The sequence below is a fragment of the Streptomyces sp. NPDC107521 genome, from assembly GCF_055598485.1.
In genome coordinates this window covers 438,613-460,564 of record NZ_JBVKAT010000002.1, presented here as the reverse complement: position 1 = coordinate 460,564, position 21,952 = coordinate 438,613, and the positions used below count along the sequence as shown (strand labels likewise).

Genomic DNA, 21,952 nt, shown 5'->3' with positions numbered 1-21,952 from the left:
GATGACACCAGTGGCATCGATCACCGAATCGGATCACGCGGACCGCGCGGGGGGCCGCGCGTCCGGCCCGTCACCGTCCCGGGGACGGCGCCGCCGGCGCCGGGGCGGCCGGACCGTCGCCCTGGCCGTCAGCTTCCTGGGCGAACTCCTCATCACGGCGGGCCTGGTGCTGGGCCTGTTCGTCGCCTACTCGCTCTGGTGGACGAACGTGGTCGCCGACCGCGCGGCGGACCGCCAGGCCGACCGGGTCCGCGACGGCTGGGCCCGGCAGGAGGAGTCCGGCCCCGGCGCCCTGGACACCGGCGCAGGCATCGGCTTCCTGCACGTGCCCGCGATGGGCGGCGGCGAGATCCTGGTGGAGAAGGGCACGTCGGCGGAGGTCCTCAACGACGGCGTGGCCGGCTACTACACCGACCCGGTGAAGGCGACGCTGCCCACGTCCGGGAAGAAGGGCAACTTCTCGCTGGCCGCCCACCGCGACGGGCACGGCGCCAAGTTCCACAACATCCACAAGATCGGCGAGGGCGATCCCATCGTCTTCGAGACGAAGGACACCTGGTACGTCTACAAGACGTACAGCGTCCTGCCGGAGACCTCGAAGTACAACGTGGCGGCGCTGGCGCCGGTCCCGGAGGAGTCCGGGCGGAAGAGGGCCGGCCACTTCATCACGCTGACCACCTGCACCCCGCTGTACACCAGCAAGTACCGGTACGTGGTCTGGGGCGAGCTGGTGCGCACCGAGAAGGTCGACGCCGACCGGACGCCGCCGAAGGAACTGGGCTGAGCCGCGCCCGCTGAGCGCCACGGCGGCCGGAGCCGCTGACCCGCAGGCCGCAGGCCGCTGACCGCTGGCCGCAGGCCGCGATCGTCGGGGCGGGGTGGCGGGGGCCCGCGCCGCGATGACGGGGTCCGGGACGGCACCGGAGCCCGGGCCCGGGCGGCACCGGGCGGGCGCGGCATGCCGCCCCGTCCCGCGCCGTGTTCGCCCCGCCGGTCCCACGCCTTCGTTCCCTGCCCTCGTCCCCCGCCCCCCGGCCCCCGGAGCCGTCCCCGCCGCCGCGCCGCGCATCCTCCCCGCGCCGCCCTCCCCCCTCCGTTCCCGACGCCCCGCACGGCGGAGCCCCGGCCCCCTCACCGAGGGGACCGGGGCTCTCGTCACGCGCGGGCGCGGGTGCGGTGGGGTGCCGGGTCAGTGGCCCCGGCCGAGGCCCCCGAGGAAGCCGCCCCCGTTGTTGCCCCCGCCGTTGTTCCCGTTGCCGTTGTCGCCGCCCTGCTGCGGGGCCGCGACCAGGAAGACCTTGTCGCCCTTCTTGACCTCCTGGCCCTCGGCGGGATTGCTGCCGGTGACCATGGCGTTGTCGTCGTCGGCCCCGATGATCCGCTCCAGCTCCAGCCCGTGCTGGGCGAGGACCTGCTTGGCCTGGCCGACGGTCATCTGGGTGACCCTCGGCATCTGGATCTTCTCCTCCTCGGGCGGCGGCGCCTTGGCGATCTTGATGTCGACCGTGCTGCCGCGGTCCACGTCGGTGCCGGGGGCGAAGCTCTGCTCGAAGACGGTGCCCTCCGCCTGGGCGGCGGACTCCTCCTGGGTCTGCGAGCCGAGCACCAGGCCCTTGGAGTCCAGGAGCTGCTTGGCCACGTCCGGGGTCTTGCCGCTCAGGTCGGGCACGGTGACCTTGGCGGTCTCCCGGGCCACGGTGAGGGTGACGGTGGAGCCCTTCTTGAGCTCCGTGCCGCCGGCCGGGTCCTGGGAGAGCACCGTGTCCGGGGTCGCGGTGGACTCCTCGGACCGCTTGTCCACCTCGAAGCCCTTGTCCTTCAGGGCGCGTTCGGCGTCGGCGTAGGTCTGGCCCTTGACGTCGGGGACGTCGGCCTTGGGGGCGCCGGTGGAGATCACCAGGTTGACGACGGAGTCCTTGTCGACCTCGGTGCCCTGCTTGGGGTCCTGCTCGCAGACGGTGCCGGCCTCCTGGTCCTCGCACGGCTTCTTCTCGATCGTGCCCATCTTCAGATCGCTGTTGATCAGCAGCTTCCCGGCCTCCTTCTGCGTCTGGCCGACGAGGAGGGGCACGGCCACGGTGGAGTCGGTGGCGCCGTCCCCGCCGAAGGCGTACTTGCCGATCAGGATGGCGCCGGTGAGGACGACCAGGCCGGACAGGATCAGCAGGACCGTGGAGAGGTTCGACTTGCGCGGCTGCTGGCGCCGCCGGTCGGGGCGGTCGTCGTAGCCGTAGCCGCCGTCGTCCGGGTTCATCGGCGGCAGCATGGTGGTGGCGCCGCCGGGGCCCGCGTCGGCGCGCAGCGCGGTGGTCGGCTGGTCGTCGGGGTAGCCGCCGTAGCCGACGGCGCCCAGGGCGGCGGTGGCGGCGACGGGCTGGCCGTCGAGGCAGGCCTCGATGTCGGCGCGCATCTCGTCGGCCGACTGGTAGCGGTAGTCGGGGTCCTTGACCAGGGCCTTGAGGACGATGGCGTCCATCTCGGGCGTGATCTCGGGGTCGAAGACGCTGGGCGCCTGCGGCTCCTCGCGCACGTGCTGGTAGGCGACGGCCACGGGGGAGTCGCCGACGAACGGCGGGCGGACGGTGAGCAGCTCGTAGAGCAGACAGCCGGTGGAGTACAGGTCGGAGCGGGCGTCGACCTGCTCGCCCTTGGCCTGCTCCGGGGAGAGGTACTGCGCGGTGCCGATCACCGCCGAGGTCTGGGTCATCGTCATGCCGGAGTCGCCCATGGCGCGGGCGATGCCGAAGTCCATGACCTTGACCTGGCCGTTGCGGGTGAGCATGACGTTGGCGGGCTTGATGTCGCGGTGGACGATCCCGGCCCGGTGCGAGTACTCCAGGGCCTGGAGGATCCCGATGGTCATCTCCAGCGTCCGCTCGGGCAGCAGCTTGCGGCCCGAGTGGAGCAGTTCGCGCAGGGTGGACCCGTCGACGTACTCCATGACGATGTAGGGGATGGAGACCCCGTCGATGTAGTCCTCGCCCGTGTCGTAGACCGCCACGATCGCGGGATGGTTGAGCGAGGCGGCCGACTGGGCCTCCCGGCGGAACCGGGCCTGGAAGGACGGGTCGCGCGCGAGGTCCGCGCGGAGCGTCTTCACCGCCACGGTGCGACCGAGCCGCGTGTCATGCGCGAGGTAGACCTCTGCCATGCCACCACGACCGAGCACCTGGCCCAGTTCGTACCGGCCGCCGAGGCGACGCGGCTCTTCCATGGTTCCTACCAGCCCTCTCCGTCGGTCCCGACCGGCGCGCTTGTACGGTCGGGTGGCTGCCGTCCGCGGCCTACCGTACCCGGCCCGCCCCGGGTGACCTGGCCAAGCCGGTTACCCGATACAGGACCGGTATCGCAGCGTGCGTCTATGTGAAGGGGACGTGACGGGAGTCACGCCCCGTTCGGTCCGTCGTCACTTCTTGCTGTCCAGAACCGCCTGCATCACGTTCCGGGCGATCGGCGCCGCGAGACCGCCGCCGGAGATGTCGTCGCGGACGGCGTCCTCGTCCTCGATCACCACGGCCACGGCGACCGGCGAGCTGCCGTCGCTCTGCTTGGCGTACGAGATGAACCAGGCGTAGGGGTTCTCGCTGTTGTCGACGCCGTGCTGGGCGGTACCGGTCTTGCCGCCCACGGTGACGCCGCCGATGCGGGCGTTGGAGCCGGTGCCCTCGTTGACGACGGTCTCCATCATCGACTGCAGGATCTGGGCGTTCTTCGCGGAGAGCGGCCGGCTCTGCTCGGTCGGGCTGGTCTTCTCGATGGTGTCCACGTTCGGCGCCTGCAGCTCGTCCACCATGTACGGCTTCATCAGCACGCCGTTGTTGGCGATGGCCGCGGTGACCATGGCCATCTGGAGCGGGGTGGCGGCGGTGTTGAACTGGCCGATGGAGGAGAGCGCGACCTGGGAGGGCTCCATGTCGTCGGAGAAGACCGAGGCGTTGGCGCGGACCGGGATGAACTGCTCCTCGGTGAAGCCGAACTTCTTGGCCTGCTCCAGCATCTTCTCGTTGCCGAGGTCGGCGCCGATCTTGCCGAAGACGGTGTTGCAGGAGATCCGCAGCGCCTCGCGCATCGGGACGTCCTTGCACTGGATGCTGCCCTCGTTCTTCAGCTCCGTCTGGGTGCCGGTCATGGTCCAGGGCTGGGGCGAGTCGGTCTTCTCGTCCGCCGAGTCGTACAGCCCGTTCTCCAGGGCGGCGGCGGCGGTGAGCACCTTGAAGGTCGAGCCGGGCGGGTAGACCTCGCGCAGCGCGCGGTTGAGCATCGGGTCGGCCGGGTTGTTCTTCTTCTGGAGCCGGTTCCACGCCTCGCCGTCGGCCTGGCCGCCGCCCGCGATGGAGGTGGGGTCGTACGAGGGGAAGGAGGCGAGGGCCAGGACCTTGCCCGTGGAGGGCTCCAGGGCGACGACTGAGCCCTTGCCGTTCTGCTTCTTCAGCCCCTCGTAGGCGGCCTTCTGCGCGGCCCCGTTGAGGGTGGTGACGACGTTGCCGCCCTCGCGCTTCTTGCCGGTGATCATGTCGAGGGTGTTGCGGAAGAACAGCCGGTCGTCGTTGCCGGTGAGGATGCCGTCGTCGAGGGCCTCGATCTGGGTGGCGCCGTACGCCTGGGAGACGTAGCCGGTGACCGGTGCCCACATGGGGCCGTTCTTGTAGGTCCGCTTGTACTTGAAGTCGCCCTCGGTGGTGGCGTGGCCGGTGATGGCCTTGCCGTCGACGATGATGTCGCCGCGCGGGCTGGAGTAGCGCTCGATGGCGACCCGGCGGTTGTGCTCGTCGCTCTTGAGCTCGTCGGCCTTGACGTACTGGAGCCAGTTGTCGCGCAGCAGCAGGGTGAGCACCAGGAGGCCGCAGAAGATCGCGATACGGCGCAGGGGCTTGTTCACGGTCGGACCACCTGGGTCATCTCGGCGTCGGGGTTGGCGGCGGGGGCGGGGGCGGGCCGCCTCGCCGTGTCGCTGATGCGCAGCAGGATGCCGACGAGCGCCCAGTTGGCGATCACGGAGGAGCCGCCGTATGCCAGGAAGGGCATGGTCATACCGGTCAGCGGGATGAGGCCCATGACACCGCCGGCGACGACGAACACCTGGAGGGCGAAGGCGCCGGACAGACCCGCCGCGAGCAGCTTGCCGAAGGGGTCGCGGGCGGCGAGGGCGGTGCGGATGCCGCGCTCCACGATCAGGCCGTAGAGCAGCAGCAGGGCCATCAGCCCGGCCAGGCCCAGCTCCTCGCCGAAGGTGGCGAGGATGAAGTCGGAGTTGGCGGCGAAGCGGATCAGCTCGGAGTGGCCCTGGCCCCAGCCGGTGCCGAGGGTGCCGCCGGAGCCGAACGCCCAGAGGGCCTGCATGGCCTGCTCGGAGTGGAGGACGCCGTCCATGACCCCGGCCCGGCTCAGCTCGTACTCGCGCATGGGGTCGAGCCAGGCCTGCACACGGGTCTGGATGTGCGACTCGAAGCTGGCCACGCCGACGGCGCCGACGGCGGACATCAGCAGGCCGAAGACGATCCAGCTGGTCCGCTCGGTGGCCACGTACAGCATGATCACGAACATGCCGAAGAACAGCAGCGAGGTGCCGAGGTCGGTCTCGAAGACCAGGATGAGGATGGAGACCATCCAGACCACGAGGATCGGGCCGAGGTCGCGCCCGCGCGGCAGGTAGAGGCCCATGAAGCGGCGGCTGGCCAGGGCCAGCGCGTCCCGCTTCACCATCAGGTAGCCGGCGAAGAAGACCGCCAGCACGATCTTGGCGAACTCGCCGGGCTGGATGGAGAAGGAGCCGACCTTGATCCAGATCTTGGCGCCGAAGATGTCCTGGCCGAGGCCCGGCACCAGCGGCAGCAGCAGCAGGACCAGCGCGCCGAGCATGGAGATGTAGGTGTAGCGCTGGAGGGCCCGGTGGTCCTTGAGGAACAGCAGCACGGCGACGAACAGGGCGATGCCCATCGCGGTGTACATGAGCTGGCGGGGCGCGGCGCCGCCGGCCTGTTTGATGCTCTGGAGGAGCTCGGACTGGTCGAGCCGCCAGATGGCGACGAGTCCGAGGCCGTTGAGCAGGGTGGCCAGGGGCAGCAGCAGCGGGTCCGCGTAGGGCGCGAACCTGCGGACCACGAGGTGGGCGATACCGGCCAGCAGGCCGAGGCCCAGGCCGTAGCTCAGCAGGCCTGCGGGCACCTGGTCGTTGATCGCGAGGCCCACGTTGGCGTAGGCGAAGACCGGGATGACGACGGCGAACACCAGGAGCGCCAGCTCGGTGTTGCGGCGGCTGGGTGCGCCGATGGCGCCGATCGTGGACGTCTGGTGCGTCGGCGACTGGGAAGAACTGCTCATCGTGTGACGGGGCCTCTCACGGCTTGCCTACTGCTTACCGCACAGCGAGACGACCTTCTGCTCCTCCTCCGAGAGGCTGGGGCCGGGGCTGGGGGTGGGGGCGGCGGTCGTGGACGGGGTCGTGGACGCTTCCGGGGTGCCGGGCGTCGGGGACGCGGTGGGCGACGGTGTGGCCTTGGACGTGAAGGAGACGGGTGTGGTTCCCGTGCCGCCCGCGGCCTCCTCGCCGGACCCGGCCTTCTTCCCGCTCTGCGCCGCACGCCGCTCGGTCTGCTTGCGGCAGGCGGAGGCCTGCACCGAGAGTTCCTCGATCTTCGCGCGGGCGTCGGCCAGGTCGCCCTCGGCGATGGTCGCCTCCACGAGCTTCTGCTGGTAGGGCGGCAGGTACTTGAGTTCGATCTCGGGGTGGTCCTTCTGGACCTCCGACAGCGAGACCCAGGCGAGGTCCTGGCTGATGCCCCGGTAGAGGGCGACGTGGTCGTTGTTGGTGCCGACGTAGTACTGGGTCTGGGTCCAGCGCCAGCCGCCGTAGAGCCCGCCGCCGACGACGGCGAGGGCGAGGACGGTGTAGAAGGACCGCTTCAGCCAGACGTGGTTCCGGCGGGGTTTGACGAAGTCGTCGGGGCCGTAGTCGTCGAAGCCGCCGGAGCGGGCGTAGCCGTCGGCCTCGCCGCTGCCGGGCGGGCCGAACTCGCCGCCGCCGTGGCGGCCGAGGCCGGAGGCGCGGCCGGCCGGGGTCTGCATGATGCGGTTGTCGTGCGACTGGTGCTGGTTCTCGGCGACGGCGCCGACGACGACGGGGGTGTCGGAGAGCTGCCCGCCGTGGCCGTCCCCGGTGTCGAGGTCGAGGACGTCGGCGACGATCACCGTGATGTTGTCGGGGCCGCCGCCGCGCAGCGCGAGCTGGATCAGCTCCTGCACGGTCTCCTGCGGGCCCTGGTAGCCGGCGAGGGTGTCCTCCAGCGTCTGGTGGGAGACGACGCCGGAGAGCCCGTCGGAGCAGATCAGATAGCGGTCGCCGGCCCGGACCTCGCGGATGGACAGGTCGGGCTCGACGTGCTCGCCGCTGCCGAGGGCCCGCATCAGCAGGGAGCGCTGGGGGTGGGTGCCCGCCTCCTCCTCGGTGATGCGCCCCTCGTCGACGAGCCGCTGCACCCAGGTGTGGTCCTGGGTGATCTGGGTGAGGACGCCGTCGCGCAGCAGATAGGCGCGGGAGTCGCCGACGTGCACCAGGCCGAGCCGCTGGCCGGTCCAGAGCAGGGCGGTCAGGGTGGTGCCCATGCCCTCCAGGGAGGGGTCCTCCTCGACCATCCGGCGGAGCTGGTCGTTGGCGCGGCGCACCGCGGTGCCGAGGGAGGTGAGGATGTCGGAGCCGGGGACGTCGTCGTCGAGGGCGACGATGGTGGAGATCACCTCGGAGGAGGCGACCTCTCCGGCGGCCTGGCCGCCCATGCCGTCGGCGATGGCGAGCAGCCGGGGGCCGGCGTAGCCGGAGTCCTCGTTGCCCTCGCGGATCATGCCCTTGTGCGATCCGGCGGCGAAGCGCAGTGACAGACTCATGCGCACCTCGCCCGTCGGCTCCGCATGCAGCCGGTCGTGTCGAGCCACACTGCCCACCCTCCGGTCGGGAGCGCGCCGGGGCCGGTACCGCCGGCCGCCTCCGCGTGCTCGCTCCGCTCGCGCTCATTCATTGGTGTAGCACTACTTCCGCAGCTCGATGACGGTCTTGCCGATGCGGATCGGCGCACCCAGCGAGATCGGTGTGGGAGTCGTCAGCCGGGACCGGTCCAGATACGTGCCGTTGGTGGACCCGAGGTCCTCGACGATCCACTGCCCGTCGCGGTCCGGGTAGATCCTGGCATGGCGGCTGGAGGCGTAGTCGTCGTCGAGGACGATCGTGGAGTCGTGCGCCCGGCCCAGGGTGATGGTCTGGCCCTGGAGGGCGACGGTGGTACCCGTGAGGGTGCCCTCGGTGACGACGAGTTTGGTGGGTGTGTTGCGGCCGCGGCGGCCGCCCTGCTGCTGGCGCTGCTGCGGAGGCGCCTGGCCCTGGCGCGCGGCCTGCTGCGGTCGCGCGGCGTCGCGCCGCGCCCCGCGCTGGGTGACCCGCGTCCCGAACAGGTCGCTGCGGATGACCTGCACGGCCACGATCACGAACAGCCACAGTACGGCCAGGAAACCCAGCCGCATGACCGTGAGGGTCAGCTCTGACATTGCCCCCGGATCACCCTTCGGCTTGCCTATAGATAACGGTGGTGCTGCCCACGACGATCCGCGAGCCGTCGCGGAGCGTAGCGCGGGTGGTGTGCTGCCCGTCCACCACGATGCCGTTGGTGGAGCCGAGGTCCTGGATCGTCGAGGGCGTTCCGGGCCGGATCTCGCAGTGCCGGCGGGAGACGCCGGGGTCGTCGATCCGCACGTCGGCCTCGGTACTGCGGCCCAGCACGAGCGTGGCGCGGGAGATCTGGTGGCGGTTGCCGTTGATCTCGATCCAGTGGCGGGCGCGGCTTCCGGCCGCGGCCGGGGGGCGCTGGCCGCCCGCGGGCTGAGGGTAGCCGTAGCCGCCGGCCGGGGGGCCGGGAGGCATCGGCGGGGCGCCCGCGGGACCGGCGGGGGGCGGGTAGCCGTAGCCGCCGCCGGGGGCGCCGGGGCGGCCCTGGGGGGCGGGCGGGGCGGCGCCCGGTCCGGCCTGCTGGCTGCTGGAGGAGGCGAGGGTGCGGCTGCGCACCCGGTACAGGCCCGTGTCGAGGTCGTCGGCCTTCTCCAGATGGACCTTGATGGGTCCCATGAACGTGTAGCGCTGCTGCTTCGCGTAGTCCCGCACCATGCCGGCCAGCTCGTCGCCGAGCTGCCCGGAGTAGGGGCTGAGCCGCTCGAAGTCCGGGGTGCTCAGCTCCACGATGAAGTCGTTGGGGACGACGGTGCGGTCGCGGTTCCAGATGGTCGCGTTGTTGTCGCACTCGCGCTGAAGCGCGCCCGCGATCTCCACGGGCTGTACCTCGGACTTGAACACCTTCGCGAAGGTGCCGTTGACCAGACCTTCGAGGCGCTGCTCGAACTTCTTCAGGACTCCCATGGGGCACCTCCTCCGTCGCTGCCGTCCTGTTCACTGCCCTGCGTGCCGCTGCGTACCTGGTAGTGCTTACTGATCGTATCCACGCGCGGGTCGATCGACCGGTTCCCCTGCGGAGTCCGTGCCGAACTCCCGGGGGGACACGTGTCCGCACCTTCCCTCTGGATCGTAGAGGCGGCCGTGGTCCAGTGTCCCGCACCCGGCTGAGGAGCTGACCGGGCTCCCTGGGAGACGGGCCGGACCGGTACGAGGTTGATACCCGGACGGTCACAGGTCGGTACGTGCGCGGGGCGCCCCGCCCCGGCGGAAACGAGGTGAATCGGCAGCCACCGGCGTGCTAATGTTCTGCATGTCGGAAGGCGCCACGCCGCTGGGAACAGCGGAAACGGGCCCGAGGACAACACCCAATGCGCGGGTGGCGGAATAGGCAGACGCGCTGGATTCAGGTTCCAGTGCCCGCAAGGGCGTGGGGGTTCAACTCCCCCCTCGCGCACATAGAGAGTGCCGGTTGAGGCGCTCCGGTCGTACCGATGGAACGGGCGGCATCGTTCAGACGATGCCGCCCGTTCCGTTTTTCGTGTGCGGTGACGTCCGTCTCCCGGTCCGGTGGGCGGGGCGGTCCGGGCGGGCGGCCGTCGCCGGGCCGGGCGGGGTCCTCCGGGGCGGTCGTCTGTGAGGAAGGTCTCAGGGCCGGTCCGGGGGGTTCAGCAGGGCGCGTTCGGCCCGGGTGAGCGGCGGGTGCTCCAGCGGGGGCCGCAGGGGGCCCAGCAGGGCCGCCAGCAGCACGCCGGGCCGGGCCAGCGAGACCGGCGGCGCCTGGAGGGAGAGGACGTCGGTCAGGGCGGTGGCGGCGCGGAAGGAGCCCGCCGCCGTGCGGGAGAGCCGGCTGACGCCGCGGAGCAGGAGGCGGTCGGCGGCGGTCGGGCTCCGGCCCGTCGTGGTGGGGAAGTGGATGTCCTGCCCGGTGGCCAGGGCCCACGCGGAGCCCACGGGGCGGGCCACGGCGCGCTGGGCCCGGCGGGCGAAGCCCGGGGCCCGTCCCGCGCGCCGTCCGGCGGCGCCGTCCCGGGCGAGCAGCTCGCGCAGGGCCAGGGCGCTCTGGGCGGCCACGGTGAGCCCGTGCCCGTAGACCGGGTTGAAGGCGGCCGCCGCGTCGCCGAGCACGACCAGGCCGTCGGGCCAGTGGGCGAGCCGCTCGTAGTGGTGGCGCCGGTTGGCGGTGCCGCGGGTGAGGCTGACACCGGTGAGCGGCTCGGCGTGCGCCAGCAGATCGGCCAGGAGGGGGTGGCGCAGCGAGCGGGCGAAGGGCTCGAAGCCCGCCGGGTCGCGGGTGGGGTGCGCGCCCGGGGGGCCCATCAGGCTGACGTGCCAGCGGTCGCCCTCGATCGGGAGCATGCCGCCCGAGCCGCCCGGGCCGGGCCGGCGCGGGTCGGCCTGCACGCCGATCATGGGCCAGTCGCGGAGGGGGCCGGGGGCGCGGTAGATCCGGCTGGCGTACACCAGGCCGGAGTCGATCTCGTCCCGGGTGAGCCCGGTGACGCCCAGGCCGGTGAGCCACCGGGGGGTGCGGGAGGACCGGCCGGAGGCGTCGACGACCAGGTCGGCGCGGAGTTCCTCCTCGGTGCCGTCGGCGGCGCGGACCCGTATCCCGGTCACGGCGCGCCGGTCGCCGAGCAGCCCGACGGCGCGGGTGCGCGTCCGCACACCGACCCGGGGGTCCTCCAGCACCTGCCGTCGCACGACGAGGTCGGTCAGGTCGCGGCTGGCGCTGATCAGGTAGTGGGTGGCGCGCCGCCAGCGGCGGTACCAGCCCTCGGGGGAGTGGATGACCATGCCGGTGGTCACCGGTATGCGGTGGGCGCCCGCGGCGATCAGACGGCCGACGCTCCCCGGCAGCAGCGCCTCGACCGCCTCGGCCCCGCCGGTCTGGAGCATGTGGATGTGGACGGCCTGGGGGACACCGGTACGGGGGCCGGGGCCGTCGGGCAGCTCGTGCGCCTCGACGATCTCCACGCGGTCGGTGTGGTCCCTCACGGCCGCCGCGGCCAGCATCCCCGCCATGCTGCCGCCGATGACGACCACCCTGGCGGGACCGCCGCGCGGTGCCTCGGTCATGACGGGCTGCTTCCCTTCGGGGGCGGGGCGGTTCGCTGGCAGGGGCCTCGGCGTTCGGCGCTTGGCGCTTGGCGCTTGGCGTTTGGCGCTCGGGGCTCGGGGCTCGGGGCTCGGTTCCGGGCTCGGGTACCGGTACGGGTGGAGCTGACGCTCCATCATGAACGATGCCCGCGTGGGCGAGTGGGATTTTCGTCACGTGGACGGCCCTGCGGGCGGCGGCTGTTGCCGGAGCGCGCGAGGAGGCGCCGGAGCGCGCCGGGAAGCGGTGGTGCGGGGCGGGAAAGCGGCGGTGCGGGGCGGGAAGTGGGGGGCGGGGCGGGGAGTTCCGGTACGGGGCTCGTGTGACCCGTGCGGGGGCGCGCGGAGCGTGGAAGGCAGGCGTCCGGGCCGCCCGCGCGCCGGTGGAACGGGACCGGGGCCGTGGGCCCGGCGCGCACATGCGCGGCGGCGGGGGACGGCGGCGGTCGGCGCCCCGGCGGGCGGGGCGGAGCGGGCCCGGGCGGGGGCGAGGGCGCCGAGAGGGGGCGCCGAGGGTGCCGGGCCCGCCGGGCCGGGCGTTCCGGGGCCGTGGCGCGCGAAACGCCCGGCCGGAGGCTCCGGCCGGGCGTTTCGTGGGTTCCGGTCACCACCGGCCGGGCCGCGGGGCGGCTCGGCGGGGCGCGGGGCGCGTGGTTACGCCTGGCGCCACAGGGCCGGGACGTTCGGCGGCTCCCAGCCGGTGATCGCGGTGTGGGCCTGGAGGCAGACGTACGACGAGCCGTTGTACGTGACCGAGTTGCCCGCGGTGTAGGCGGTGCCGACCTTCCAGGTGCCGCTCGGCGGGTCGGTGGGCGTCGGGGTGGTGCTGCCGCCGCCCGGCTTGCCGTCCACGTTCAGCACGAAGTCGAAGGTGGCTTCCTTGCCGCTGCCGACCGTGCGGACGTTCATCAGGAGCGCGGGGTCGTAGATGGTGTCCGTGCTGTTGCGGGGCTCACCCGGGAAGTACGTCTGGGTGGTGAGGATCCGCTGGCCGGGAGCCTGGAGCTTGACGTGCATGTGCCGGGTGCGGCCGGGGTACAGGCCGGGCACGATGGTCGTCAGCTTGTAGGCGCCGTTGGCGTCGGTGAACTGGTGGCCGCGGAAGGTGAAGCCGACGTTGTCGTAGTTGCCGCCGTTGTCCGCCTGCCAGAAGTCCAGCAGCACGTTGGCGAGCGGCACGCAGTTGCGGCCGAAGACGAAGCCGCTGATGGTGAGCGGCGTGCCGGGCTTGCCCGCGCTGGTCAGGTTGTCGCGCAGCGGGGAGTTGGGCTTGAAGTACGGCCCCTCCATCTGCTCGCGGGTGAGGCCGCCGCCGGTGCCGCAGTAGGGCGTGGGGGTGAGCGTGCGGCCGTCGCCGGAGCGGACGGCGTCCCGGGCGAGGGCTATGCCGCCGGTGGCGAGCAGCGGGACCGCGGCGCCGGCGGCCACGGCCGCGCGGAGCAGAGTCTTGCGGCTGATGCCGTTGGGCGCGTCGGGGGAGGGAGTTGTGGGGGTCATGGTGGTTCCTCGGTCTCCTCGGTGATTGGTCCCTGGGGAAGCTGGGCGGGACGGTGCGTCACGAAGTGCGGAGCGTGTGGAACAGACAGGGGGCGCGTCCGCCGCTGCGGGGCAGGCAGTGGTCGGTGCTCGGCGGACGTGCCCCCGTCGTGATCGGTCGTCACCGTAGTGGCGGCCGGTGGCGGCCGGGGACCCCCTGTTTCGCCCCCTGCCCCGCGTTATGCGCGCCCCGGCGGGCCCTCGGAAGGGGCGCCCGCGCGTGTACCGGTGACCCCTCCCGGCGGTACCGTCGGGACGCGCCGGCGCCGGCGGACCTGACCGGCGCCGCACGGCATGGGGAGGCCGCGATGGGCGGGGCGACGACGGTGGCGGGGACGGCGGGCCGGGACGGGTCCGGGGCGGGCCCGGGGGAGGACGCGCGGCCGGACGGCGGGGCGGCGCCGGGGGCGCGGACGCTGCCGAGGGTGCCGGGGTTCGCGGCGTGGCCCGCGACCGGGTCGCCCAAGGCCGCGGGCCGGGCGCTGCGCTCCCGGGTGCCGCGCTCGGCGCACGCCGTGTTCGACGCGGACGCGGCCCGTCCCGGTGCCGTCGGGTCCGTGGAGGAGTCCAACCGGGGGCGGCTGCCCGGGCTGGTCCCGCTGCGGGTGGGCCGGATGGCGGCCACTCCCTTCGCCTTCCTGCGCGGCGCGGCCGGGCTCATGGCGTACGACCTGGCGCGCACCCCGGTGACCGGGGTCGCCGCCCAGATCTGCGGCGACGCGCACGCGGCCAACTTCGGTCTCTACGCGGACGCGCGCGGCGGTCTGGTCATCGACCTGAACGACTTCGACGAGACGGTGCGCGGCCCCTGGGAGTGGGACCTCAAGCGGCTGGCCACCTCGCTGGTGCTCGCGGGCCGCGAGAACGGCGCGGGCGAGGAGGAGTGCCGCGCGGCCGCCCGGGACACGGCGGGCGCCTACCGGCGCACCATGCGGCTGCTGGCCGGGCTGCCCGCGCTGGACGCCTGGAACGCCATCGCCGACGAGGAACTCGTCTCCCACGCCGACGCCCACGATCTGCTCGGCACCCTGGAGCGGGTCTCCGTGAAGGCCCGGGCCAACACCAGCGGGCGCTTCGCCGCCCGGTCGACCGAGGCCACCGGGGACGGCGGCCGGCGGTTCGTGGACGCCCCGCCGGTGCTGCGCCGGGTGCCGGAGGGCGAGGCGACCGCGGTGGCCGCGGCCCTGGAGCCGTATCTCGCGACGCTGTCCGAGGACCGGCTGCCGCTGCTGGCCCGCCACGCGGTGCACGACGTGGCCTTCCGGGTCGTCGGCACGGGCAGCGTGGGCACGCGCTCCTACGTCGTGCTGCTGCTGGACCACCGGGGGGAGCCGCTGGTGCTCCAGGTGAAGGAGGCCCGGCCGTCGGCGCTGCTGCCGCACCTGCCCGCCGCCGGGTTCGACGTGCCCGCCGCCGGGCACGAGGGGCGCCGGGTGGTGCTGGGGCAGAAGCGGATGCAGGTCGTCAGCGACATGCTGCTGGGCTGGACCACGGTGGCGGGACTGCCGTTCCAGGTGCGGCAGTTCCGCAACCGCAAGGGCAGCGTCGACCCGGCCGCGCTGGCCGCCGGGCAGCTGGACGACTACGGCCGGATGACGGGCGCCCTGCTGGCCCGCGCCCACGCGCACAGCGCGGACCCCCGGCTGGTCGCCGGGTACTGCGGCAAGAACGAGGAACTGGACGAGGCGGTGGCCGCCTTCGCCGTGGCCTACGCCGACCGCACGGAGGCCGACCACGCGGATCTGGTCGCGGCGGTGCGGTCGGGGAGGGTGGCGGCGGAGTCCGGGGTGTGACGGGGCGGGGCCCGCGGGGCGGCGAAGGCGGGCCCGCGGGGTGATGGCGGGCGGGCCCGGTGGCCCGGGTGCCGCGGTGCCGGGTGGCGCCCGGGCGGTGACCCGGGATCGGAGCGGCGCCGTCCGGTGCGCCGGGTGGCCCGGTGCCCTGCCGTTTCGCGCCCGGTGCCCCGGTGGCCGGCCGCTCCGCCGCCCCGCGCACGGTGACCCGGCGGTCCGGTGCCCCGTCGTCTCGCGCACGGTGGCCCGGCGGTCCGGCGACCCGGCGTACCGCGCCCGGAGGCGCGGGTTCCGCGGTGGCCCGGGGGCCGGCCCTGTGCCGCTGCCGGCGCCGTTCCGGCGGGCGCCGGGCGGTGGGGGCCCGGCGCGGCGGTTCGGTGGGCGGAAGGACCGCCTCCGTCACGGGGCGTGGGCGTGCGGCGCGTGCCCTACGCTGGTCGGGTGACGACCCCCGAAGCTGAGCAGGGCGGCGCGGCGCGTCCCGAGGAGCGGCTGGAGCGTGCCGTACGGGCCGCCGAGCAGGCACTCATCGAGTACGAGATCGCGGTGGAGACCTTCCGGGTGGAGGTCGAGAACTTCTCGCGCCTGCACGAACAGCGGCTCGGCCCGGTGTACACGCGCCTGGAGGAGCTGGAGGCGCACATCCTGGAGGCGCGGGCCGCCCGCACCGGCGACGCCGAGGACCGGCGGCTGGCCGACGAGGCGCGCGCCCGGCTGATGCCGATCCCGGGGGTCGAGGAGCTGCTGCACGGCTGGATGGACGGCGACGGGCTGTTCCCCGAGGCCGCCTCGATGCTCACCGGCCGCGAGGTGCGGTCCCCGCAGCGAGTGCGGCCCGGGGAAGAGGCCCGCCGCCTCTACCGCGAGCTGGCCCGCAAGGCCCACCCCGACCTGGCGCAGGAGGAGGACGAGCGGGCCCGCCGCGAGGAGTTCATCACCCGCGTCAACGCCGCCTACGCCCGCGGCGACGAGGCCGAGCTGAGGGAACTGGCCGAGGAGTGGGCCGCCGGACCGGCCCCCGAGCGGCGGTCCGGCCCCGCCGAGGAGCTGTACGTCCGCCTCGAATGGCTGGACCGGCGCAAGGAGATGCTGACGCTGCTGGCCAAGGAGCTGGAGGACAGCGCGATCGGCGCGATGCTGCGGCTGGCCCCGGACGACCCGGACCGGCTGCTGGAGGAGATCGGCGAGCAGCTGGCCGCCCAGGTGCGCGAGCGCGAGGCGGAGCTGGCGGGGCTCCTGGAACAGGACTGAGCGGCCCGGTGGCTCCGGTAGCGTCGGGGACATGAATTTCGGAGCCGGAGTGCCCACGATCGAGGTCACGGACCTCAAGGACGACGACTTCCTGCTGGACGTCCGCGAGGACGACGAATGGCGGGCGGGCCACGCCGCCGGGGCGCTGCACATCCCCCTGAGCGACTTCGTGGCCCGGTACGGCGAGCTGACCGATGCCGCTCCGCGGGACGGCCGGGTCCATGTGATCTGCCGCTCCGGCGGGCGCTCGGCCCAGGTCACCGTGTACCTGGGCCGGCAGGGCATCGACGCGGTGAACGTCGACGGCGGCATGCAGGTGTGGGCCGCCGCCGGGCGCCCGGTGGTGGACGAGCGGGGGCAGCCGGGTCTGGTGCTGTGACCCGCCGCTGTCCCCGGTGACCCGCCGCCGTCTCCGGCGGCCGGGCACGTCCGGTGGCCGGGCACTTCCTTTCGAGGGGTGCGCCGTCGAGCGGTGCGCCCTCGCGGGGCGCGCTTCCGGGCCCTCCGGGCGCCGCGCCCCGGGCCCGGCCGCGTGGTGACGATGTGATGACGGCCGCCCCCGGCTGTTCGCCGGGGGCTGTGCGGGGGGCCGGTCCTGAGTACCGTTCCCGTTCGAGCGCCGCGGCGAGCCGGGGCGGGGAACGCACGGCCTGGAACGGGGCGGAATTGGACGCGCAGGACACGGGCCCGGTCACCCGGGAGGAACGGCACGGGACCCCCGGCGCCGCGTCCCCCGACGCCGCGCGCGCCGAGGCCGTGACCGCCGGTCCCGGGGCGGCCGGGGAGCCCGCCGACTCCGCGTCCACGGGCGGGCGGCCCGGCCCCGCGTCCGCCGAAGCGGAGCCCACCGGCGGGGAGGCTGCCGCCGACGGCGGTGCCCGTACCGGTGGGCCGCTCCGGGCCGACGCCGACGCCGACGCCGATCCGGCCTCCGGGTCCGGTTCCGCCCTCGCACCCGGTCCCGCTCACGCGTCCGGTCCCACGCCCGCCGGGGCGGAGTACGCCGGCGTCCCGTCCGCCACCACCGGCGGGGAGGCCGCCGACGGCGGTGCCCGTACCGGTGGGCCGCTCCGGGCCGACGCCGACGCCGATCCGGTCTCCGGCCCCGGTTCCGCCCTCGCACCCGGTCCCGGCCCAGTACCCGGCTCCGATCGCGGCCCCGGTCCCGATCACGGACTCCCCTCCGTCCCCGGTCTCGACCACGGCCCCGGTCTCGCCGGGCTTTCCCCGGTCCAGCGCGCCGTGGCCCTCGTCGCGCTCGTGGCCGTCGTGGTCGGCGTCTGCGTCCATCTCGGGCTGGTCTTCCTGCACGTCGCCCCCGCCAACACGCTGAGCAAGCAGCACGGTTCGCTGGTCGGCGAGTGGATCTACCCGGAGTTCGAGCAGAACTGGCAGCTCTTCGCGCCCAATCCGCTCCAGCAGAACATCTCCGTCCAGGTCCGCGCCGAGGTGGAGACCGCCGACGGCGGCGTCCGGACCACCGGGTGGTACGACCTGTCCGCCCAGGACGGCGCGGCCATCAGGGGCAACCCGCTGCCCAGCCACACCCAGCAGAACGAACTCCGCCGCGCCTGGGACTTCTTCGTCGCCACCCATGACTCCGGCGAACGCCCGACCGGGCCGCGGGGCACCCTCTCCGAGGGCTATCTGCGCCGCATCGCCGTGCTGCGGCTGGGGCGCGAGAACGCGGCGGGACCCGGCGGCGCCCTCACCCGGATCCAGTTCCGGTCCCGCACCACCGCCGTGCCGCCGCCCGCCTGGAGCGGCGAGAAGGTCTCGGACCAGCCCCTCCTCCGGCAACTGCCCTGGTGGCCGGTGCCGGTGGGCGAGGCGGAGGGGGGCGTCACCGGATGAACCTCCCCGTCCGCCCGCTCCCTCCCGTCCGGCACGCCCTCGCCCGGGTCACCGGGGCCGCGCTCGGCCCCTACCAGAGCGCCGTGATCCGCATCGGCTTCGGCCTCACCTGGCTGCTCTTCCTGCTGCGGGAGATCCCCCACCGGCACGAGCTGTACGGACCCGACGGACCCTGGAGCCACGAGCTGGCCCAGCGGCTGATCGCGGAGAACGGCGCCTTCACGGTGCTGATGTGGTCGGACGGGCGGTTCTGGTTCGAGGCCGTCTACGCGCTGTCCGTCCTCACCTCGGTGGGACTGCTGCTGGGGTGGCGCACCCGCACCCTGTCCGTCCTCTTCATGGTGGGCGTGCTGTCGCTGCAGAACCGCAGCATCTTCATGGGGGACGGCGGCGACAACGTCCTGCACCTGATGAGCGTCTACCTGGTCCTCACCCGCTGCGGCCGGGTGTGGTCGCTGGACGCGCGCCGGGAGCGGCGGGAGGCGGCGGCCCGCGCGCGGGGCGAGTGGCCGGTGGACCGGACCGGGCCCGCGCTGTGGGGCGTGCTCGGCGCGGTGCTGGTCGCGGCGACCCTGCTCGGCGGCGTGGACGGCGACCCGGTGATCCCGGCGCTGCTCTGGGCCGTGTGGCTCGGCACCGCCCTGTGGTGGTGGGCGGCCCACTGGGCGCGCGACGGCGGGGCGCGGGCCCTTCTCGACGTCCTCGCGAACATCCTGCACAACGCCGGTCTCGTGGTGATCATGGCGGAGGCGTGCCTGGTCTACGCGACGGCCGGCTGGTACAAGATCCAGGGCTCGCGCTGGCAGGACGGCACCGCCGTCCACTATCCGCTGCACCTCCAGTACTTCTCCCCCTGGCCCGCGCTCTCCGAGGTCCTGGCGGCCAGCGGCACCATGGTCATGCTGATGACCTACGGAACGGTCGCGGTCCAGGTCGCCTTCCCGTTCACGCTGTTCAACCGGCGGCTCAAGAACGTGCTGCTGGCCGCGATGATCGCCGAGCACGCGGCGATCGCCGTGATGCTGGGGCTGCCCTTCTTCTCGCTGGCGATGATCGCCGCCGACGCCGTCTTCCTGCCGACCTCCTTCCTGCGCCGCCTGGGCGCGTGGGCGGCCCGCGCCCGGGACCGGGTCGCCGGGCGGCGCGGCCCCCGGGCCCGGGACGGGGATCCGGGCGGGGACGGCGGTCCGTCCCGGCACCCCGGCGGGCACGGCGCCCCGGAGCAGGCCCCGCCCGGACACCCGGACGGGACCGGCGGGGAACGGGACGGAACGGGCGGGCGCCCGGACGGGACCGGCGGGCGCCCGGCGGTGCCCGCGCCCCGGGGCCGGGCCGAGGAGGACGGCGGGCCGCCCCGCGTAGGCTTCCCCGCATGACCGACGCCGGAGCCGACAGCCCGTCCGATGCCCTGGCCCGCTGGCGCGCGCACGCCGGGACGGCGGTGCTGCTGGACGGCTTCCACGCCGTCAAGCACGCGCTGCGGTTCGGCGCCGAGGTGCCGGTGGCGGTCGCCGCCGACCGCGCGGGCGCCCTGGAACTCGCCGCCAAGCTGGCCCCCGACGTACGGGACGCCCTGGCGGCGCTGCTGACGCCGGTGTCCGCCGCGGAGTACGCCTCGCTGGTGCCGCGTCCGCACCCCACCGCCGTGGCCGCGCTGGCGGTGCGCCCGGCGCGGGAGGACCGGCTGCGGGCGCTCTCGCGGCTGCCCCGCACCGCGCCCGTCGTCGTCCTCGACCAGCCGCGCAACCTCGGCAACGCCGGGGCGGTGGTGCGGCTGGCCGCCGGTTTCGGGGCGACGGGGGTGATCACCACGGGCCCGCTCGATCCCTGGCACCCCACCGTGGTGCGCGGCGGGGCGGGCCTGCACTTCGCGACCGCCGTGGAGCGGCTGAGCGTGGCCGAGCTGCCGCCGGGCCCGGTGTTCGCCCTCGATCCGGAGGGCGAGGACATCCGGGGGACGAGGCTGCCGGACGACGCGCTGCTCGCCTTCGGCTCCGAGCGCAGCGGGCTCTCGCCGGAGCTGCGCGCGCGGGCCGACCGTCTGGTGGCGCTGCCGATGCGCCCCCAGGTCTCCAGCTACAACCTGGCGACCAGCGTGGCCATGGCGCTGTACCACTGGAGCGCGACCGGGGGCGCGGCCTCCGGCGGTCCCGGCGACCCGGGCGGCCCCGGCGGCACCGTGGACTCCGGCGGCCCGGCCGCCCCGGGTGGACCGGGCGGCCCCGGCGGTGGGCCCGCCGCCTCCTGACCGCCCCGGGCGTCCACCCGGCCGCCCCGGCTCAGGATTCCCGGCGGACCTCCATCACCCGGAAGCGGTTGGCGACGAAGGCCGCGTCGCACAGGGCCGCGTTGGCCGCCGGGTTGCCGCCGGAGCCGTGGAGGTCGGAGAAGGCGGCCGTCTGGTTGACGTACACCCCGCCGGTGAGGTTGAGGGAGAGCTGGGCGGCCTCCTCCAGGCAGACCTCCTGGACGGCCGCCTCGACCTCCGCGTCCGTGGTGTAGGCGCCGACCGTCATCGCGCCCTGCTCGCGGATGCCGCGCCCGAGCACCTCCAGGGCGTGGGCGGTGGAGTCGACGGCGACGGCGAAGGCGACCGGGCCGAAGCACTCGCGCGAGAAGGCGGCGGCGTCGTCGGGCTTGGCGGCGTCCAGCTTGACGATCACCGGGGTGCGCACGACCGCGTCCGGGAACTCGGGGTGGGCCACCTCGCGGGAGGGCAGGGCGACCTCGCCCAGGTCGTGGGCGGCCTCCAGACGGGCCCTGACGTCCGGGTTGACCAGGGCGCCGAGCAGGGCGTTGGCCCGGGCGTCGTCACCGAGCAGCGCGCTGACCGCGGCGGCCAGGTCGGCGGTGACCTCGTCGAAGGACTTGTGGCCCTGGTCGGTGGCGATGCCCTCGCGGGGGATCAGCAGGTTCTGCGGGGTGGTGCACATCTGGCCGCTGTACAGGGACAGGGAGAACGCGAGGTTGGACAGCATGCCCCGGTAGTCGCCGGTGGAGTCCACCAGCACCGCGTTGACCCCGGCCTTCTCCGTGTACACCTGGGCCTGGCGGGCGTTGGCCTCCAGCCAGTCGCCGAACCCGGTGGAGCCCGTGTAGTCGATGATCCGGATCTCCGGGCGGGTCGCCAGTTCCTTGGCGATGCCCTCGCCGGGGCGCTCGGCGGCCAGCGCGACGAGGTTGGGATCGAAGCCCGCGTCGGCGAGCGCCTCCCGGGCCGTCCGCACGGTGAGCGCCAGCGGCAGCACGGCGCGAGGGTGGGGCTTGACCAGGACCGCGTTGCCGGTGGCGAGGGAGGCGAAGAGGCCCGGGTAGCCGTTCCAGGTGGGGAAGGTGGTGCAGCCGACGACCATGGCGACGCCCCGGGGGACGGGGGTGAACCGCTTGTCCAGGGCGAGCGGGTCGCGCTTGCCCTGCGGCTTGGTCCACCGGGCTGCGTCGGGCGTGCGGGTCTGCTCCGCGTACGCGTGGGCGACGGCCTCCATGCCGCGGTCCTGGGCGTGCGGGCCGCCCGCCTGGAAGGCCATCATGAAGGCCTGTCCGGAGGTGTGCATGACGGCCTGGGCGAACTCCATGGTCCGGGCGCTGATCCGCCGGAGGATCTCCAGGCAGACCGCGGCGCGCAACTCGGGCCCCGCGTCCCGCCACCGCCGCTGGCCCGCCCTCATGGCGGGGAGCAGCACGTCCGGGTCCGGGTGCGGATAGGTCACGCCCAGCTCGACGCCGTACGGGGAGACCTCGCCGCCCACCCAGTCGTCCGTGCCGGGCTGGCCGAGGTCGAGGCGGGTGCCGAGCAGGGCGTCGAAGGCGGCCCTGCCCGCGGCCACGTCGAGCGTGCCGTCCTCCCCGTAGGCCTTGGGGTGCTCGGGGTGCGGCGACCAGTAGGCGCGCGTCCGGATCGTCTCCAGCGCCCGGTCGAGGGTGGGCCGGTGCCGGGCGATCAGCTCCTGCGCGGTGAGTGCGGCGGCCATGCGGGACCAACTCCTCGTCT

General features: G+C 74.2%; 16 protein-coding genes and 1 tRNA gene. 8 read left to right on the top strand and 9 right to left on the bottom strand.

Annotation, left to right across the window (positions count from 1 at the left end):
- Nucleotides 1–10 precede the first annotated feature (10 nt).
- Nucleotides 11–784, top strand: coding sequence for a class E sortase (locus ACZ7LB_RS05065; protein WP_471465436.1), 774 nt, complete (start codon nucleotides 11–13; stop codon nucleotides 782–784).
- 405 nt (nucleotides 785–1,189) lie between these two features.
- On the opposite strand, the gene pknB is transcribed toward ACZ7LB_RS05065, so the two are convergent.
- The 6 genes from pknB to ACZ7LB_RS05035 form a co-directional block, all read right to left on the bottom strand.
- Nucleotides 1,190–3,214 carry a Stk1 family PASTA domain-containing Ser/Thr kinase gene (pknB, locus tag ACZ7LB_RS05060; protein ID WP_471465435.1) on the bottom strand — a complete coding sequence of 675 codons (2,025 nt, stop codon included), beginning with the start codon at nucleotides 3,212–3,214 and terminating at the stop codon, nucleotides 1,190–1,192.
- Between the two features lie 192 nt (nucleotides 3,215–3,406).
- Complete coding sequence (locus ACZ7LB_RS05055; RefSeq protein WP_471465434.1) at nucleotides 3,407–4,879, bottom strand: penicillin-binding transpeptidase domain-containing protein; 1,473 nt, start codon at nucleotides 4,877–4,879, stop codon at nucleotides 3,407–3,409.
- Complete coding sequence (locus ACZ7LB_RS05050) at nucleotides 4,876–6,321, bottom strand: FtsW/RodA/SpoVE family cell cycle protein (RefSeq protein WP_471465433.1); 1,446 nt, start codon at nucleotides 6,319–6,321, stop codon at nucleotides 4,876–4,878. The genes ACZ7LB_RS05055 and ACZ7LB_RS05050 overlap by 4 nt, the downstream gene beginning before the upstream one ends.
- A gap of 27 nt (nucleotides 6,322–6,348) precedes the next feature.
- Complete coding sequence (locus ACZ7LB_RS05045; RefSeq protein WP_471465432.1) at nucleotides 6,349–7,881, bottom strand: Stp1/IreP family PP2C-type Ser/Thr phosphatase; 1,533 nt, start codon at nucleotides 7,879–7,881, stop codon at nucleotides 6,349–6,351.
- A 141-nt stretch (nucleotides 7,882–8,022) separates the two neighbouring features.
- Nucleotides 8,023–8,535, bottom strand: coding sequence for an FHA domain-containing protein FhaB/FipA (locus ACZ7LB_RS05040; RefSeq protein ID WP_161226540.1), 513 nt, complete (start codon nucleotides 8,533–8,535; stop codon nucleotides 8,023–8,025).
- A gap of 10 nt (nucleotides 8,536–8,545) precedes the next feature.
- Nucleotides 8,546–9,397, bottom strand: a complete 852-nt coding sequence (locus ACZ7LB_RS05035) for an FhaA domain-containing protein (protein ID WP_471465431.1) — start codon at nucleotides 9,395–9,397, stop codon at nucleotides 8,546–8,548.
- A gap of 406 nt (nucleotides 9,398–9,803) precedes the next feature.
- Between ACZ7LB_RS05035 and ACZ7LB_RS05030 the strand changes: the two genes are divergently transcribed.
- Nucleotides 9,804–9,887: transfer RNA gene (locus tag ACZ7LB_RS05030), tRNA-Leu, on the top strand.
- Between the two features lie 191 nt (nucleotides 9,888–10,078).
- On the opposite strand, the gene ACZ7LB_RS05025 is transcribed toward ACZ7LB_RS05030, so the two are convergent.
- Nucleotides 10,079–11,509 (bottom strand): FAD-dependent oxidoreductase, encoded by a 1,431-nt coding sequence (locus ACZ7LB_RS05025; protein WP_471465430.1) that lies wholly within the window; start codon nucleotides 11,507–11,509, stop codon nucleotides 10,079–10,081.
- A 672-nt stretch (nucleotides 11,510–12,181) separates the two neighbouring features.
- Nucleotides 12,182–13,024: a dioxygenase family protein gene (locus tag ACZ7LB_RS05020; protein ID WP_471465429.1), complete on the bottom strand. Its 843-nt coding sequence runs from the start codon at nucleotides 13,022–13,024 to the stop codon at nucleotides 12,182–12,184.
- A 347-nt stretch (nucleotides 13,025–13,371) separates the two neighbouring features.
- On the opposite strand from ACZ7LB_RS05020, the gene ACZ7LB_RS05015 reads away from it, so the two are divergent.
- The 6 genes from ACZ7LB_RS05015 to ACZ7LB_RS04990 all read left to right on the top strand — a co-directional run bounded on the left by ACZ7LB_RS05015 (nucleotide 13,372) and on the right by ACZ7LB_RS04990 (nucleotide 20,209).
- Entirely contained in the window at nucleotides 13,372–14,856 is a 1,485-nt protein-coding gene (locus tag ACZ7LB_RS05015; RefSeq protein ID WP_471465428.1) for a DUF2252 domain-containing protein, read from the top strand.
- A 441-nt stretch (nucleotides 14,857–15,297) separates the two neighbouring features.
- Nucleotides 15,298–16,107 carry a hypothetical protein gene (locus tag ACZ7LB_RS05010; protein WP_471465427.1) on the top strand — a complete coding sequence of 270 codons (810 nt, stop codon included), beginning with the start codon at nucleotides 15,298–15,300 and terminating at the stop codon, nucleotides 16,105–16,107.
- Between the two features lie 49 nt (nucleotides 16,108–16,156).
- Complete coding sequence (locus ACZ7LB_RS05005; protein ID WP_471465609.1) at nucleotides 16,157–16,486, top strand: rhodanese-like domain-containing protein; 330 nt, start codon at nucleotides 16,157–16,159, stop codon at nucleotides 16,484–16,486.
- Nucleotides 16,487–16,773: 287 nt separating this feature from the next.
- Entirely contained in the window at nucleotides 16,774–17,961 is a 1,188-nt protein-coding gene (locus tag ACZ7LB_RS05000) for a DUF5819 family protein (RefSeq protein WP_471465426.1), read from the top strand.
- Complete coding sequence (locus ACZ7LB_RS04995; protein ID WP_471465425.1) at nucleotides 17,958–19,337, top strand: HTTM domain-containing protein; 1,380 nt, start codon at nucleotides 17,958–17,960, stop codon at nucleotides 19,335–19,337. The genes ACZ7LB_RS05000 and ACZ7LB_RS04995 overlap by 4 nt, the downstream gene beginning before the upstream one ends.
- On the top strand, nucleotides 19,334–20,209 hold the full coding sequence (locus ACZ7LB_RS04990; RefSeq protein WP_471465424.1) for a TrmH family RNA methyltransferase: 876 nt from the start codon (nucleotides 19,334–19,336) through the stop codon (nucleotides 20,207–20,209). The genes ACZ7LB_RS04995 and ACZ7LB_RS04990 overlap by 4 nt, the downstream gene beginning before the upstream one ends.
- A gap of 31 nt (nucleotides 20,210–20,240) precedes the next feature.
- Here the strand turns inward: ACZ7LB_RS04990 and paaN are convergent, their stop codons facing one another.
- Nucleotides 20,241–21,932 (bottom strand): phenylacetic acid degradation protein PaaN, encoded by a 1,692-nt coding sequence (gene paaN, locus ACZ7LB_RS04985; RefSeq protein ID WP_471465423.1) that lies wholly within the window; start codon nucleotides 21,930–21,932, stop codon nucleotides 20,241–20,243.
- Nucleotides 21,933–21,952 lie beyond the last annotated feature (20 nt).